The following is a 15,229-nucleotide window of genomic DNA, read 5'->3' on the forward strand; positions in this document are numbered from 1 at the left end:
AGATGCGACCCACGGTGATCGTCGAAGCGGTCCGCACCCCCGTCGGAAAGCGCAACGGCGGGTTGTCCGGTACGCACGCGGCGGACCTGTCTGCGATCGTGCTCAACGAACTGATGCACCGCGCCGGCGTCGAGCCCGAGGTGGTCGACGACGTGGTGTGGGGCTGCGTGTCGCAGATCGGCGACCAGTCCTCCAACGTCGGCCGCTACGCGGTGCTGGCCGCCGGTTGGCCCGAGCACGTTCCGGCCACCACCGTCAACCGCGCCTGCGGCTCCAGCCAGCAGGCGCTGGACTTCGCGGTGCAGGCCGTGATGTCCGGCCAGCAGGACATCGTGGTCGCCGGGGGCGTCGAGGTGATGAGCCGGGTCCCGCTCGGGGCCGCGCGCGCCACCGGAGAACCTTTCGGGCCCAAGGCACTGGCCCGCTACGACGGCTTCCAGTTCAACCAGGGGACCGGCGCCGAGATGATCTGCCAGAAGTGGGGTTTGGACCGCACTGCGCTCGACGAGTACTCGGCGCGTTCCCATGAGCTGGCCGCCGCCGCGCAGGACGCCGGGGCTTTCCGCGACCAGATTGTTCCCGTCGCCACCGACGGCGGGGTGGTCGACGCCGACGAGGGCATTCGCCGCGGCACCACCGCCGAGAAACTGGCCGGCCTCAAACCCGCCTTCGCCGAGGACGGCCTGATCCACGCCGGCAACTCCTCGCAGATCTCCGACGGCGCTGCGGCGCTTCTGGTGATGAGCGAGGACGAGGCCGCCCGGCGCGGGCTGACCCCGCTGGTGCGGTACCGGGCCGGCGCGGTGACCGGGGCCGACCCGGTCCTGATGCTCACCGGCCCCATCCCGGTCACCGCGAAGGTGCTCCAGCGTGCCGGACTGGGGATCACCGACATCGGCGTGTTCGAGGTCAACGAGGCGTTCGCCCCGGTGCCGCTGGCCTGGCTGGCCGAGACCGGCGCGCACGCCGACCGGCTCAACCCGGTCGGCGGAGCGATCGCCTTGGGTCACCCACTCGGCGCTTCTGGAGCGGTGCTGATGACCCGGATGATTCATCACATGCGCGACAACGGGATTCGCTACGGGCTGCAGACCATGTGCGAGGGCGGCGGTACCGCCAACGCCACCATCGTCGAGCTGGCCGGATAGGAACTCGTATGCGGCGCGACCTTTTCACCCAAGACCACGAGTCGTTCCGGGCACTGGCCCGCGACTTCGTCGAGAAGCATGTGGTGCCCGAATATCCGCAGTGGGAGAAGGCCGGCCGGATGCCCCGTGCGGTGTTCGAGCAGCTGGGCTCACTGGGGATGCTCGGGATGGCCATCCCCGAGGAGTACGGCGGCGCGGGCATCGACGACTACCGCTACAACGTGGTGCTGCAGGAGGAGGCGGCCCGCGCGCTGGTCACGTTATCCACGGTGCGCACCCAACTCGAGGTGATCCTGCCGTATTTCCTGCACTACGCGAACGACGAACAGCGGGCGCGCTGGTTTCCCGGCCTGGCGGCCGGAACCCTGCTGACCGCGATCGCCATGACCGAACCGGGCACCGGATCGGACCTGGCCGGTATGCGCACCACCGCCGTCCGCGACGGCGAGGACTACATCCTCAACGGGGCCAAGACCTTCATCACCGGCGGCATCCAGGCCGACCTGGTGATCGTGGTGGCCCGCACCTCGACCGACCCCGACAACCGGCGCCGTGGGCTGACCCTGCTGGTGGTTGAGGGCGGCATGCCCGGCTTCGAGCGGGGACGCGAGCTCGACAAGATGGGCTGCAAGGTCCAAGACACCGCCGAGTTGTCCTTCACCGATGTGCGGGTTCCGGTGACCAACCGGCTGGGGGAGGAGGGCGAGGCCTTCAGCTACCTGGGGCACAACCTTGCCCAGGAGCGCCTGACGGTGGCGGTGGGGTCGGTGGCACAGGCCCGCTCGGCGTTGGCCGCCACCATCGACTACGTCAAGAACCGCAACGTGTTCGGCTCGCCGGTGGCGTCGTTCCAAAACACCAAGTTCGAGTTGGCCGCGGTGTCCACCGAGATCGAGGCCGCGCAATGCATGCTCGACCGGGCGGTAGCCGATCACGTCGAGGGATCGCTGTCGGGCCCCGACGCCGCCCGCACCAAGCTGTTCTGCACCGAGATGCAGGCCCGGGTCATCGACCGCTGCCTGCAGCTGTTCGGCGGCTACGGCTACATGATGGAGTACCCGATCGCGCGGCTCTACACCGACGCGCGCGTCGCCCGGATCTATGCCGGGACCAGCGAGGTGATGAAGATGATCGTCGCCAAGTCGCTGGGGTTGTGAGCGCGGGAACAAAAATTCTTCGATGAGACCCTTGTCACAGCCGGCCTAACCAACCTACTGTGTGTTCACTCGGTTGGTTGAACGAAGGAGACCGGTGACGTCACCGCGGCCGTACGCCACTCTGCTGGCCAAGGGTGAGGACCGCAGGCAGCGGATCTTGCTGGCAGCCGAACAGCTGTTGGCACGCAATGGCTGGCGCAACACCTCGCTGGCGCAGATCGCCCGCAACGCCGGGGTCAGCGCGGCCGGCCTGTTGCATCACTTCGCATCCAAGGAGCAGCTGCTGCATGCGGTGCTCGACGCCCGCGACGCCGATGACGACATCCACGCCGACCGCAGCGGCGATCTGATCGAGGAGATCCGGCGGGTGGCCGAGCGGTTCAGCCGGGCGCCCGAGCTGGTCGGCACCTTCACCGTCCTGCTCGCCGAGAACGTCCTGCCCGAAGCGCCGCTGCACGACCGCATGCTGCACCGGTACCGCAGCGCGTGGCAGATCGTCGCCGACCTGATCCGGCGAGGCATACATGACGGCCGGTACCGCTCAGACCTCGACGCGGACGCCAAGGCCGTGGAGATTATCGCCTTTATCAACGGAATGGAGATGTCATGGCTGCTGGATCCATCAATACCGCTGACCGAGGTGTTCGCGGGGTACGCGGAAACACTGGCCCGCGACTTCACTCCCCGGGAAAAGGACGCCCACCGGTGAGCGGGGCCGAGGACCCGGACATGCGCTACCGGTTCGACATCGTGGGCCGCAGCGTCATCGACGTCGTCTCCGCGGCCGGGGGTTGGCTCTATGACCGTGCGGCAGCCGGCTGGGACGTCACCGTCATGATCGACGGCGCCGAGGACGTCCGGCCCCTGCAGATCCTCGGGGCTCGGGTGGCCGACCTGGCGTCGGTGCTCAAGCAGTGGGACCGCTGGCCGCACCCGCAGACCATCGCGGTGTGCGCGCAGATGTTCGACGGCCATGCCCAGGTACGCCAAGGCGTGCTCGATGCGCTCGACCACAGCAGCACCGAGGTGACCCTGTGGGGCGACGTGCCGGCGGAACTGGACAGCGACGTCGACGTCCGCCAGCACCGGCTCAGCGCGGCGGCGCGCGCCTTCAAGGCGCAGGCGCTGCGCGCGGCCGGCATCGCCCCGGCGGGCGCGCGCGACCGCAATGCCCACGTGGAGTTCTTCCGGTGCGGACCGGCCGCGTGTAGCTCGGTCGCGGCGGATCTGAGCCCGGCCAGTTGAGAGCGCGCCCGCGCGTCCGCGATGATGCCTGACCCACTGGCACGCTCGGTGGTGCTCGTGACCGACTACCGGGTGCCGGACCCGGGCAGGGTCTGGCCGCTGGTGGAGCAGCACCGCGACAGCCTCGCCCGGCTGGGCGCCCACCACGTCCTCGTCTACACCTCGGCGGTGGAGCCGGGTCGGGTGCTGGCGGTGATGGCGATCGACGCCGTGCAGCCGATAACCGACCTCCTGCGCCAGACCGGGTTCATGGCCTGGTTCGATGCCGTGGGCGTCATCGACATTCCGGCGGTGTTCGCCGGTTACCTGGTGCAGCGCATCGAGCTCACCGATCCGGTCGATGCGAGCGCCACCTCGACTCCGGCGAGCCTCGCCGAACCGCCCGGCTCATGGGGCGGTTCCGGCTTCACCTCGACTCCGCCGGCCCGGGGGCCGACTCCGGCGAGCCTCGCCGAACCGCCCGGGGAGGTGGTTGCGGCGGTCGCCGAAGTCGCCGACCCCCAGACGCTGATCGCCCACGTCCAAGGCACCACGAAGCAATTCCATGCCGCCGGCATCCGGAGGATCTGGATTTTTCAGGCCTTCGACAACCCGCGGGAGATGTTCATGCTGCAGGAGGCCGCCGAGGGCGTGGCCGAGCGCGCAGCGGTGCGCTGGATCGACGAACCCGAGTTCGCCGCCGAGTGGATCACCCGAGCCGGCGTCGGCATCTATCCGCCGGTGTTCGTCGGCCGGCTCGCGCAACTGATGCGCGTGGGCGACGACACCGCCGACTGAGCCCTCAGTCGCTGGCGGGCAGCGGCTTTGCTTCCTTGATGGTCAGCGGCACACTGCCGATGCTCAGGGTCCCGGCGCCGGCCTTGGTCACCAGCAGCTCGGCGCCGGCCTCGTCGACGTAGCGCTTGCCCATCACCGACCCGGCGGAGAACTCCGGGTCGAGCACTGCGCTGTCCGATGCGGCCTCGTCCAGCGGCACCATCGGGGCGCCGCCGGCGCGCAGGTCTTCGAGGCTGTCGGCGGTTTTGACGACGATCACCTGCGTGTCGCAAACCTGGCTCTTCAGACGAGTACCGGACTTGATCATTGCGCCCCTTCGGTATTCACGGTCTGCAGTTCTTCGGTCAGTCCCGATACCAGTTCCCGGCGCAGCACCTTGCCCGTCGGGGTGGTCGGCAACTCCGCCCGGAATACCACCCGGTCCGGAGTGCGGGAGCCGCGAAGCTGCTCCCGAACATACTCGCGCAGCGCTTCGGCATCCGGCGACGCACCGGGCGCCGGCACCACGCACGCGACGATGATCTGCCCCCACTCGGGGTCGGGAGCGCCGACCACCGCCACCTCGAGGACCTCGGGGTGCTCGACCAGCACGTCCTCGATCTCGGCAGGGGCGATGTTCTCCCCGCCGCGGATGATCGTGTCGTCGGAGCGGCCGATGATGAACAGGTAGCCCTCCTCGTCGAGGACGGCGAGATCGCGGGTGGGAAACCAGCCCTGCGCGTCAAGCACCGAGCCGATTCCGGTGTAGGTGCCCGACACCTGCTCGCCGCGGACATACAGTTCACCGGGCTGCCCCGGCTCGAGCGCCCGGCCTTCCTCGTCGCGGATGACGGCCTCGATCCCGGGCACCGGGCGCCCCACCGAGCCCAGCCGCTTGCGGATGGCTTCGTCGCTGGAGGCATGGGCGGTGCGGTGGTCCTCGGGGGTCAGCACCGCGACCGTCGAACTGGTCTCGGTCAGCCCGTAAGCGTTGACGAAGCCCACCTCGGGCAACAGTTCCAGTGCCCGGCGCACCAGCGGCAGCGCCACCTTGGAGCCGCCGTAGGCGAGGTTGCGCAGGGCGGGCAGCGGGGTGGGACTGGCTTCGAGCTCAGAGACGATGCGCTCCAGCATGGTCGGCACCACCGTCGCGGTGGTGACGGCTTCGGTGCTGGCCAACCGAATCCATTCGCCGGCGCTGAACCGGCGCAGATACACCATTCTGCGGCCCGCATACAGGTTGCTCAGCGCCGCGCCGACACCGGCGATGTGGTACGGCGGCACACAGATCAGCGCGGCGTCGGTGGGATCGGCCGAACCGAACTCGACGGTGCCGGTCACGTAACTGGTCAGGTTGTTATGCGTCAGCTCAACGGCTTTGGGCTTGGAGGTGGTGCCGGACGTGAACAGCACCACCGCCACGTCGTCGGGATCGGGCCACGGCACGGCTGGCGCGGTGCTCTGGGTGCGGGCGCAGAAGGTGTCCGAATCCATCACCGCGACACCGATGTCGCCCACCACGTCGCGGTATTCCTTGTCGACCACGATCAGCGGCCGGGGCAGGCGCTCGATCAGCTCCCGCAGCGATTGGCCGCTGAGCCGGTAATTCAGCGGTGCCAGCGGACGCCCCGCGCGGGCACAGGAGAACAGCAGCAGCGGCAACATGTCGCCGCCCATGCCGACGTAGGCGACGCTGTCGGCGCCGGTCTCGTCGATCACCCCTGCGCCGGCATCGGCCAGGGCATTGAGTTCGGCGGTGGTGTAACGCGCGGTCTCGGAGACGACGGCGACCCGGTCCGGGTCCATCGACACCGCCATCTCCAGCAGCAGCGAGATACTCACGGCTCAGCCCTCATGAGAACGACATTATCAGTTTCCGGAAGTAGAGCTGCCGCACAGGCGGCCCGCGATCCGGTGCTGGGTAGGCTGACGCGCGAGATGATCCGCACGGTTGACCTCGACGAATCCGAAGACCAGCTCGACGCCGAGCCCGGCGCCGGGATCATCGTCGCGACCGGCAGCCGGCTCGGTACGACCCACGCCCGACGCTGGCTGGAGCGGGCCACCTTCACGCTCTCCGAGACCGACACCGCCGACCGCCGGGTGATCACCGTCGCCTCGGTGCCCGAGGCGCTCACCGAGATCGCCGACCGCTGCCGGTGGCGGCCACACGCCGCGGCCATCTGCGACGACGTGCTGCGCGCGGTGGATCCCGCCGCGCCGGCCTCGGCCGGGCTCACCACCGAATCCCTGGCCTACTCGGTGCTGCAGGCCGGCCCGGAGTTCGCCGACTGGCTGGCCGCGCGCGGGCCCGCCGATGCGCCGCAGACCGCCGAGCCGATGCTGCTCGACCGCGACGGCGACACCCTGCGGCTGCGCTTCAACCGGGCGCAGCGCCACAACGCCTTCGACAACGCGACCCGGGCGGTGCTCCTCGACGGGCTGGCCGTCGCCGCCGCCGACCCCGCGATCGACGAAGTGGTGCTCAGCGGCGTCGGGCCGTCGTTCTGCAGCGGCGGTGATCTCGCCGAGTTCGGCGGTTTCACCGATGTGCCCAGCGCGCACCTGGCACGCACCCGGCACAGCCCCGCGCGGGCCCTCGACGCGCTGACCGGCCGGCTCGGCGCCCGCTGCCGCGCCGAGATCCACGGCCAGGTGCTGGGCAGTGGTCTGGAGATGGCTGCTTTCTGCGGGCGGGTGCGGGCGGACCCCGACACCGTGCTGGGCCTGCCCGAGCTGAACCTGGGGCTGATTCCCGGCGCCGGCGGCACGGTCAGCGTGACGCGGCGCATCGGCCGCTGGCGCACCGCCTACCTCATCCTGTCGGGCCGCACCATCGACGCGCAGACGGCGCTGCGGTGGGGCCTGGTCGACGAGATCGCCCCGGTGCCGTGACGCAGGCGGCCTGGGGCGCGTCAGGCTTGGCCTGGCTGACCGGGCGGCCCGACGGCGCCGCGGACTTCTCCCGGGCCGCGGTACTGCAGCGCTGCGGGCAGCGGTTGGCTCGCTTCACCGCCGCGACCGGGGTGGCGGCCGACGCCGGGCAGTTGCTGGCCGGCCGTGCCGGGCTGCTCGGCTTCACCCGCGCCGGGCGCATCTCCGCCGGAGGAGCGTCGCGCCTGCTGGCCGCGGCGGACGGCTGGTGGGCGCTGACCCTGTCACGGCCCGACGACATCGACGCCGTACCCGCTTTGATCGAATCCGACGGCGCGCAGCCGTGGGATGCCATCGCCGCGTGGGCAGCGCAGCGGCCGGTGAGCCAGGCCGTGGAGCGGGCCAGGCTGCTCGACCTGCCCGCCGCCGCACTGGGGGAGACCGCTGCCGGTGCACCGGTGATCCGCCGGGCCGGTGCGGCGGGCCCCGGCCGCGGGGTGCGTGGCGCCCTGGTGGTCGACCTCACCGCACTGTGGGCCGGGCCGCTGTGCGGTCGCCTGCTGGCGCAGGCCGGCGCGACGGTGGTCAAGGTGGAGAGCCCGTCCCGCCCGGACGGCACCCGCCGCGGGCCCAGCACGTTCTTTGACTGGATGAACGCCGGAAAGCTTTCCTGCTCGCTGGATTTCGACCGCGACTCGCAGACCCTGGCCCAGCTGCTGGCGGCCGCCGACGTGGTGCTGGAAGGCTCGCGCCCGGCGGCGCTGGCCCGCCGCGGTCTGGGGCCCTTCGACGTCGCGGGCCGGCCCGGCCGGGTGTGGCTGCAGATCACCGCGCACGGCGCCCGGGCCGGCTACCCGGGCTTCGGCGACGACGCCGCGGTCGCCGGCGGCCTGGTGGGCAGCGACGGCCGGGGCGGTCCGGTGTTCTGCGCCGACGCGATCGCCGACCCGTTGACGGGCATCGAGGCGGCGGTGCACGTCGTCGACGCGCTGGCCCGCGGTGGCGGCGAGGTGATCACGCTGGCGCTGTCCGCCGTCGCCGCCGGATACGCCGCACTGCCCTGCCAGGCCGGCTCCGGTGCGGTGCCGGTGCTGGCGCCCGCACCCCCGCCCATCGCGGCCCGCGGGCCGGCGCTGGGGGCCGACAACGCCCGGATCGCGCAGCTGACAGCCCGGGCGGAGGCGCAGTGCTGATCCGGCGAGCCGTGCTGCTGGACGGGACGCCGGTCGACATCCGGCTCGGTGCCGGCATCGAGCAGGTCGCCCCGGCATTGCGGGCGCGACGCGGCGAACAGGTTCTCGACGCCCGGGGCGCCACGGTGATTCCCGGCCTGCACGACCACCACGTGCACCTGAGATCGGCGGCGGCAGCACTGGATTCGGTGCGCCTGGGCCCACCGCAGGTACACAGTCAGACGGACTTGGCGGCGACGCTGGCCGCCGCGCAACCCGGGCCGGACGGCTGGGTGCGGGCCTACGGCTATCACGAATCGGTGGCCGGGGAGCTGACCGCGCAGCTGCTGGACCGGTACTGCCCGCACCTACCGGTTCGGGTGGCGCATCGCAGCGGCGCGCTGTGGGTGCTCAACTCGGCCGGTCTGGCCAGCTCCGGAATGACCGGCCACCCCGACGGCCGGCTGCTGCGGGCGCACGGCGATCCGGCGCCCCGGCTGCCACTGCGGGAACCCGCCCTGGCGAGGTTGAGCCGAGAGCTGGCGGCGCGCGGCGTCACTGGAGTCACCGAGGCCACCCCGGGGCACACCGACGCCGACATCGCTGCCTTCGCCGCGGCACGCAGCCGCGGCGACCTGCTGCAGCGACTGCACTGCCTGGCACCGGCCGGCACCGCCACGCCTGCCGAGGTCACCCTGGGACCGATGAAGGTCATCCTCGATGACGAGCGCCTGGACTTGGACGCACTCGTCGCGCTGATGCGCGACACCCATGCCCGCCGGCATGGCGTGGCGGTGCACTGTGTCACCGACGCCCAGCTCGCCGTCGCGATCGCCGCCTGGCAGGCCGCCGGTACGCACCCCGACGACCGGATGGAACACGCGGCGGTGGTGCCCGACGATCGGCTGACCGACTTGGCCGCGCTCGGGATCACCGTTGTCACCCAGCCCAACTTCGTCGCCGAGCGCGGCGACCACTACCTCACGGGCGTCGAACCCGACCGCCACCACGAACTGTGGCGGGTTGCGTCGTTGCGGTGCAACGCGATACCGGTGGCGTTGTCCACCGACGCGCCCTTCGGCGACAGCGACCCCTGGGCGGCCATGCGCGCGGCGGTGCACCGGCGCACCCCAGGCGGCGCCGTGCTGGGACCGGGGGAGCGGATCTCGGCGGGCGCCGCCCTGCGCGGATTCGCCGGCCGCGCCGACCGGCCCGCGACCGCGCGCGCTGTGGCAGCCGGCGAACCCGGCGACCTCTGCCTGCTCGACGGTGATCCGCTGGCCCTCGACGCCGGTCTGGTGGCCGTGACGATCGTCGCCGGTGCCGTGGTGCACGACGGTCGGTAGCCTAGCTAGATAACTGGAGTTCGAGAGAGGCATAAATGACGCGCACCGACAGCGACAGCTGGGACCTGGCCACCAGTGTGGGGGCCACCGCGACCATGGTGGCCGCGCAGCGTGCCCTGGCCACCGCGGGGCCGGACAAGCTGATCGACGACCCCTGGGCGGCGCCGCTGGTGCGAGCCGTGGGCATCGACTTCTTCACCCGGATGGTCGACGGCGATATTCCCGTGGTCGAAGGCGGCGACTACGACCCGGTCGCGATGGCGCACGGCATGGGCGTGCGGACCCGGTTCTTCGACGATCACTTCCTGTCGGCGGCGCGCAGCGGCATCCGCCAGGCGGTGATCCTCGCCTCCGGCCTGGACTCCCGGGCCTACCGGCTGGACTGGCCGGCCGGCACCGTGGTCTATGAGGTCGACCTGCCCGAGGTCATCGACTTCAAGACCCGCACCTTGGGCGACTTGGGCGCCCAGCCGACCGCGCAGCGCCGCACCGTCGCCATCGACCTGCGCGACGACTGGCCGACCGCGTTGCGGGCCGCCGGTTTCGACCCGCAGGCGCCCACCGTGTGGAGCGCGGAGGGCCTGCTGATCTACCTGCAGCCCGAGGCCCAGGATGCCCTGTTCGACACCATCAAGTCGCTGAGCGCACCGGGCAGCCGGGTGGCGTGCGAGTTCATCGGCGACACCTCGGTGTTCGCCGGCCCCGAGTGGCGCGCCCACCGGGAGAAGATGTCGGCGCTGGGATTCCAGGTGGAGATCGGCGATCTGATCTACCACGGCGAACGCAACCACATCGTGGAGTACCTGACCGCCGCCGGCTGGACGGTCACGGGCCGCCAGGTGCGCGAGCTCTACGCCGAGTGCGGCCTGGAGTACGGGGACGACGAACTGGCGATCGCCTTTGACGACTTGACCTATCTGAGCGCCGTGCTCGACGAGCCGTCGGTATGAAACGGGTCACAGCCTGTGGGGCGCGACAAAGCGAGCGTCCGAACTTGGTGTGGTGCCCCCAGCAGGGCTCGAACCTGCGACCTGCGGATTAAAAGTCCGTAGCTCTACCAACTGAGCTATAGGGGCCGTGCTGGAACAGGATACTGCCTGCGCGCTCGGGCTCGATGGGGGCCGGGTTTGAGGTTTCGGTCCACCGTGCCCTAAGCTAGCGAAGCTCCCAACGAGAACCGTTGCGAGTGCCTCGGAGAGATTCGGTTCTGGCCCCCATCGTCTAGTGGCCTAGGACGCCGCCCTTTCACGGCGGTAGCACGGGTTCGAATCCCGTTGGGGGTACTCGCATCGTAGTAACAACGGAGCGAACAGCAAGGCCCTGTGGCGCAGTTGGTTAGCGCGCCGCCCTGTCACGGCGGAGGTCGCGGGTTCAAGTCCCGTCAGGGTCGCTTTAACGGCGAGGCACCTGGTGCCTTCCGGCCAGGTAGCTCAGTTGGTACGAGCGTCCGCCTGAAAAGCGGAAGGTCGCCGGTTCGATCCCGGCCCTGGCCACTTCAGGGGCTGCTCATTGCTTGGCGGCTTTCCTTGGTGGCGAGGCCCATGGGACCCGACCCGGCGCCCCGACTCCACTCTCAGCAATCTCGCAGGCTTGTGAGGCATCCGTCATCGAGCCGTCGCCCGCTATTGAGGCGATTTGCGGCACCGGGGTCATGTGATCTGTTGGACCGTTTCGGCGCGCCGCTGCGCGATCCCCGATTGGCGTATGTCCGGAACACACGATGAATTAACCAGAAATGCAGCATTCGTTCGCGCCCGGATGGTCCGCAACATCAGACAATAAAGCAATCAGCCCGCACGTTGGAATGGTCCACTGCGCGGGGTTCGCCGGATCGGTCTCGTTCTGACAGGCGGTGAGACGCTAGGTGGCAAGTGCGCATTGCCATTTGGCGACTCGGCGCCGGTCCCGGCAACCGTCAAGGCGCCTCGCTGTACGGGGTGCGGTCCGCTGATCCCTCGAGTGAGCCTTCATGCGGTGAATGCCTTAATGCTGCTGCGGCCAGTTCTCTATGCTGAAAGTGCATGCCCTGAAGGAACCCGCCCCGCAGACGACCTCTGCAACGGGATAGGCCGGTGAAAGGGACCAAATGAAACACATCAGAGTCGGTCGTTTGCGAATCATGTTGGCGACGTTTCTCCTCCCGGTCCTCCTGTCGGCGCTCCCCGCATCTGCCGTTGGCCTCGCGCATGCCGATAACAGCGCCTACCTCAACGAGGTGCAGTCAACGGTCAGGGTCCGGATGAACGAGAACCAAGCGATGCGGCTCGGTTCGGCGGTTTGCCAAACATTGCGCAAGGGTCCGGACGGACAGGTAACCGACCAGTCGCGAGCCGAGGCCGCCCAGGCTGTCGCCAGGACATCCCGCAGCGTGGGCGTGAACCGCAACGACGGTCTGGACCGCGGCAACGCGATGCGGCTCACCGTCGCCGCCGAACACCACCTCTGCTGAATCACGTCCCCCCGTCGGGGCGGTGTCGGGAAGGCTCCGGCTAGGTCAGCAGCCCCCCGCAGCGTCACGCTGTCGTCGGGCGTAACGCAGCACCGAACCGGCGGTCAGGCATGCGGGCTTGTCGCGATCCGCGGACTCGATGGGCAGATTCGCCGCACAGCGCATCACCATCATGGCCAGGGCGCTGTGGGTCGCATACGAGATGACGAGCAGATTGGCGTGAGCCCGCTGGCCACCGAGGGTCATCACATGCTGGGGTTTGCTCTCCCAGGCTGGCCAGTTGAGGTCGGGCGGTCGTTGCAGCGGCGACCAGTTGACGTTGATGGTGGTGATGTTGCCCAGCAGGGGTGTCAGCACGGAGATCAGGTCCGGCAACTCAATGGTGATCCGATCTGTGCGCGGCCACCACGCGCCGTCGATTCCCCCGCCGAGCTCTCGGGCCACAGTGACGCGGACGGGGCGGGCGTGGCGGGTGCTTCCTACCGGCGCGATCATCGCTGCGGCGCCGACCGGTGCCGACGGCATCCGGTGATCGACCCAGCTATAGCTAAGTTACGCAAAACATCTCACAATCCACGGCGGTTCCGTCACGTTCGGATTCGTCTGGCTGCGGGTTGCGGCTAGGCGGAGGAATCACAATTGCCTGTGGGACCGCCCGGGGAGATTGGGTGGACCGCCACTGGCGATGAAATGGCTCCCCTCGACCGTACGCGGACTGGGGCGATTCGGGTTCCGTTCGGCAGAAGCTGGACGGGCGCGGTGGAATGCGGGTTCCCGTAGGAGCAGCCGTGTCAGCCCGCGGTGACCTCGTGCACGGCTACCCACACCTGCTGCGGGTCGTACCGTTCGCGCACCCGCTGCAGCCGGCTCCAGGCCGCAGCGCAGAAAGCCGTCGAGGCATCGCCCGGGCGGTCGTCGAAATTGCCCAACGATGTGCCGGTGGACCAGGGCGCCAGCGCGGCGACCACATCGGCGGTGTCGTTCAGGGCCCGCGCCGCCAGGTCCGGAGTGTCCGCGGTCGCCGCCGCGAACAGCGCGTAGCCCGCGTCGACGCGCGGCAGGGCGGCGTCGATATCGCGCCCGAGTGCGCCGCCGAGGTGGCGCAACTCGGCGAACATCAGCGAGGTGTCCGCGTCGGGCCCCGCGGCCGACAGCAACGCCGCGACGGCCGCAGCGGGCAGCTCACCCAGCAGTGCGTGGTCGGCCACGATCGGGGTCGGACCGGGCGGGTCCATGTGCACGGCGGTCAACGCATGTGACGGGATCCGTGCGAAGGTGTCGAGTTCGGGCCGCAGTTCGCGCAGCGGCGCGAGGATCTCGGCGGCCTGGTTGTCCGAACCCAGCACCGCGCCGTCGATGACCACCAGCCGGCGGCCACGCACGGCATCGGGCAGCTCGGGCGCCGGGGGGAAGCGCATCAGGCGCAGCGAGGTGGTGGCGGACTCCGGGGCGGTGAGGGTCCACTGCGCCCAGGCCGGGAGGACGCGCGGGGCCGCGTCCAGATCCCACAGCAGCATGCCGGCCACCACGTCGGGCAGCGGCAGCAGATCGATCTCGACTGTGACGACCACACCGAAACTGCCGCCACCGCCGCGGATCGCCCAGAAAAGATCGGGCTCCTCCGTGGCCGATACCCGCCGCAGCGCACCGTCGGCGGTCACCACCTCGATCTCGCGCACTGTCGAGGAGCCCAGGCCGTAGGCGCGGCCATAGAACGAGATCCCGCCGCCGAGCAGGAATCCCACCGCGGACACGTCGCCGGCGCTGCCGTGGACCGCCGTCAGCCCGTGCGGTGCGCAGGCTGCCAGCACTTCGCTCCACTGGGTGCCGCCCAGAATCCGGGCGGTGCGGGCCAGCGGGTCGACCTGCACGCCGGTCAGTCGGTGCAGCCGCAACAGCAGGGTGTTGTCGAGGGCGTCCGGCGGGAGCGCCGCGGCCGCGTGCCCGGTGCTCTGCGGCGCCACCCGCAGGCCGCAGCCCACCGCGGCCTGCACCAGCAGCACCAGCTCCTGCACCGATGTCGGTACACCCACCACCGGTGGCCGCTGCGCGACCGCGACGTTCCACGGCTGGCAGGCGAGTTCGTATTCCGGTTGGCCGGGCAGGTGCGCGAGGCCGTCGTGCACCAGTGCGCTCAGATCTGCGGCGGCGATGGGCATGAAGTTCCTTTCGGCGAACAAGCCCCGGAGGGCGGCTGGACGCCCACCAGACTGGCCGCCGTCGCGTGCCGCCACCATCCCGGCCGCGGGGAGACATCGACGTGCTGTCGCGGGCCGGACTCGACCTCGATCACTTCCTGCAGGAGGCGGTCGGTGCGGTCGGGCGCGCCGTGCCGTGGGCCGGAGTGTGTGTGGGCACCCATGACCCGGCATCGTTGATGCTGAGCGCCCGCAAGTTCGGAGCGCTCACCCCGAACCTCGAAGACGACCTGATCTTCGGCCAGTTGGAGTACGGGCTGGGCGAATTCACCTCCTTTCGGTCCCTGGTGCACCACGACATCTGCGCCGTGTCGATGCTGCAGCTTCCGCAGGGCGCCGTCGAGGGCTCGCCGCGCACCCAGCAGCTGATCCGGCCGGTGTACGGGTTCACCGACGAAGCGCGCCTGGTGATGCGCGACGACACCGGCATGTGGGGATGTCTGGCCCTGTTCCGCGACGACGGCGTCGCCTTTGCCGAGGACGATCTGACGTTCCTGGCGTCGCTGTCGGAGGCATTCGCGCGCGGAGTGCGCAGCGGGATCCTGGCCCGCATCGGTGCCGCGCAGGCCCAAGCACCCGCGGCCCGGGGGCCCGCGGTGGTCATCGTCAACGCCGCCGGGGAGATCCTCACGCCGCGGGAGCGGGACGTGACACGAATGGTGCTGCAGGGCAGCGACACCAAGGCGATAGCGGCGGCACTGCACGTGGCGGCGTACACGGTCCAGGACCATCTCAAGTCGGTGTTCGCCAAGGTAGGTGTGCGCAATCGCCGCGACCTCATCGCGCGGGTGTACTTCGATCAGTACGTGCACCGGATGGGTGCGGCGGTGGGGCCGGCCGGCTACTTCCTGTGACCGCGGTGATCCACCGATATCGGCCCAGAC

Annotated in this window: 15 protein-coding genes and 4 tRNA genes; 14 read left to right on the forward strand and 5 right to left on the reverse strand. The window is 70.2% G+C overall.

The features are described from left to right. Nucleotides 1-2: 2 nt before the first annotated feature. From G6N14_RS01205 to G6N14_RS01225, 5 genes are all read left to right on the forward strand, one after another. Entirely contained in the window at nt 3-1,148 is a 1,146-nt protein-coding gene (locus G6N14_RS01205; protein WP_085134944.1) for a thiolase family protein, read from the forward strand. Between the two features lie 8 nt (nt 1,149-1,156). Next, entirely contained in the window at nt 1,157-2,305 is a 1,149-nt protein-coding gene (locus G6N14_RS01210) for an acyl-CoA dehydrogenase family protein (protein ID WP_085134945.1), read from the forward strand. Between the two features lie 94 nt (nt 2,306-2,399). Continuing rightward, a complete protein-coding gene (locus tag G6N14_RS01215; protein ID WP_085134946.1) occupies nt 2,400-3,014 on the forward strand; it encodes a TetR/AcrR family transcriptional regulator in 615 nt (204 codons plus the stop codon). 20 nt (nt 3,015-3,034) lie between these two features. Next, entirely contained in the window at nt 3,035-3,550 is a 516-nt protein-coding gene (locus G6N14_RS01220) for a hypothetical protein (RefSeq protein ID WP_085135077.1), read from the forward strand. Between the two features lie 24 nt (nt 3,551-3,574). Further along, a complete protein-coding gene (locus tag G6N14_RS01225; protein WP_085135078.1) occupies nt 3,575-4,327 on the forward strand; it encodes a fatty-acid--CoA ligase in 753 nt (250 codons plus the stop codon). A 4-nt stretch (nt 4,328-4,331) separates the two neighbouring features. Here the strand turns inward: G6N14_RS01225 and G6N14_RS01230 are convergent, their stop codons facing one another. Both G6N14_RS01230 and G6N14_RS01235 read right to left on the reverse strand, forming a co-directional pair. Then, nucleotides 4,332-4,634: a hypothetical protein gene (locus G6N14_RS01230; protein WP_085134947.1), complete on the reverse strand. Its 303-nt coding sequence runs from the start codon at nt 4,632-4,634 to the stop codon at nt 4,332-4,334. Next, nucleotides 4,631-6,148, reverse strand: a complete 1,518-nt coding sequence (locus G6N14_RS01235; protein ID WP_085134948.1) for a class I adenylate-forming enzyme family protein — start codon at nt 6,146-6,148, stop codon at nt 4,631-4,633. The genes G6N14_RS01230 and G6N14_RS01235 overlap by 4 nt, the downstream gene beginning before the upstream one ends. 96 nt (nt 6,149-6,244) lie before the next feature. Between G6N14_RS01235 and G6N14_RS01240 the strand changes: the two genes are divergently transcribed. The 4 genes from G6N14_RS01240 to G6N14_RS01255 are packed head-to-tail and all read left to right on the forward strand — an operon-like array spanning nt 6,245 to nt 10,648. Continuing rightward, a complete protein-coding gene (locus G6N14_RS01240) occupies nt 6,245-7,201 on the forward strand; it encodes an enoyl-CoA hydratase/isomerase family protein (protein WP_085134949.1) in 957 nt (318 codons plus the stop codon). Between the two features lie 26 nt (nt 7,202-7,227). Beyond that, the gene (locus G6N14_RS01245; protein ID WP_235674194.1) at nt 7,228-8,373 is read left to right on the forward strand and encodes a CoA transferase; all 1,146 of its coding nucleotides are present in this window, start codon (nt 7,228-7,230) and stop codon (nt 8,371-8,373) included. Next, nucleotides 8,367-9,698 carry an amidohydrolase family protein gene (locus G6N14_RS01250; protein WP_085134951.1) on the forward strand — a complete coding sequence of 444 codons (1,332 nt, stop codon included), beginning with the start codon at nt 8,367-8,369 and terminating at the stop codon, nt 9,696-9,698. The genes G6N14_RS01245 and G6N14_RS01250 overlap by 7 nt, the downstream gene beginning before the upstream one ends. A gap of 35 nt (nt 9,699-9,733) precedes the next feature. Beyond that, nucleotides 9,734-10,648 (forward strand): class I SAM-dependent methyltransferase, encoded by a 915-nt coding sequence (locus tag G6N14_RS01255; RefSeq protein WP_085134952.1) that lies wholly within the window; start codon nt 9,734-9,736, stop codon nt 10,646-10,648. Between the two features lie 50 nt (nt 10,649-10,698). Here the strand turns inward: G6N14_RS01255 and G6N14_RS01260 are convergent. After that, a tRNA-Lys gene (locus G6N14_RS01260) sits at nt 10,699-10,774 on the reverse strand. Nucleotides 10,775-10,908: 134 nt separating this feature from the next. Here G6N14_RS01260 and G6N14_RS01265 point away from each other — a divergent pair. From G6N14_RS01265 to G6N14_RS01280, 4 genes are all read left to right on the forward strand, one after another. Then, nucleotides 10,909-10,981: transfer RNA gene (locus G6N14_RS01265), tRNA-Glu, on the forward strand. Between the two features lie 33 nt (nt 10,982-11,014). Continuing rightward, nucleotides 11,015-11,088: transfer RNA gene (locus G6N14_RS01270), tRNA-Asp, on the forward strand. A 29-nt stretch (nt 11,089-11,117) separates the two neighbouring features. Beyond that, nucleotides 11,118-11,191: transfer RNA gene (locus tag G6N14_RS01275), tRNA-Phe, on the forward strand. Between the two features lie 593 nt (nt 11,192-11,784). Further along, nucleotides 11,785-12,147, forward strand: a complete 363-nt coding sequence (locus tag G6N14_RS01280; protein WP_085130306.1) for a DUF732 domain-containing protein — start codon at nt 11,785-11,787, stop codon at nt 12,145-12,147. Nucleotides 12,148-12,192: 45 nt separating this feature from the next. Here the strand turns inward: G6N14_RS01280 and G6N14_RS01285 are convergent, their stop codons facing one another. Then, nucleotides 12,193-12,642, reverse strand: a complete 450-nt coding sequence (locus G6N14_RS01285; protein ID WP_085130325.1) for a DUF5994 family protein — start codon at nt 12,640-12,642, stop codon at nt 12,193-12,195. Between the two features lie 296 nt (nt 12,643-12,938). Beyond that, nucleotides 12,939-14,306: an FAD-binding oxidoreductase gene (locus tag G6N14_RS01290; RefSeq protein ID WP_085134953.1), complete on the reverse strand. Its 1,368-nt coding sequence runs from the start codon at nt 14,304-14,306 to the stop codon at nt 12,939-12,941. Between the two features lie 101 nt (nt 14,307-14,407). On the opposite strand from G6N14_RS01290, the gene G6N14_RS01295 reads away from it, so the two are divergent. Next, on the forward strand, nt 14,408-15,199 hold the full coding sequence (locus tag G6N14_RS01295; protein WP_235674195.1) for a LuxR C-terminal-related transcriptional regulator: 792 nt from the start codon (nt 14,408-14,410) through the stop codon (nt 15,197-15,199). The last annotated feature ends 30 nt before the right edge of the window (nt 15,200-15,229 follow it).

The sequence above is a fragment of the Mycolicibacter hiberniae genome, assembly GCF_010729485.1.
GTDB classification, from domain to species: domain Bacteria; phylum Actinomycetota; class Actinomycetes; order Mycobacteriales; family Mycobacteriaceae; genus Mycobacterium; species Mycobacterium hiberniae.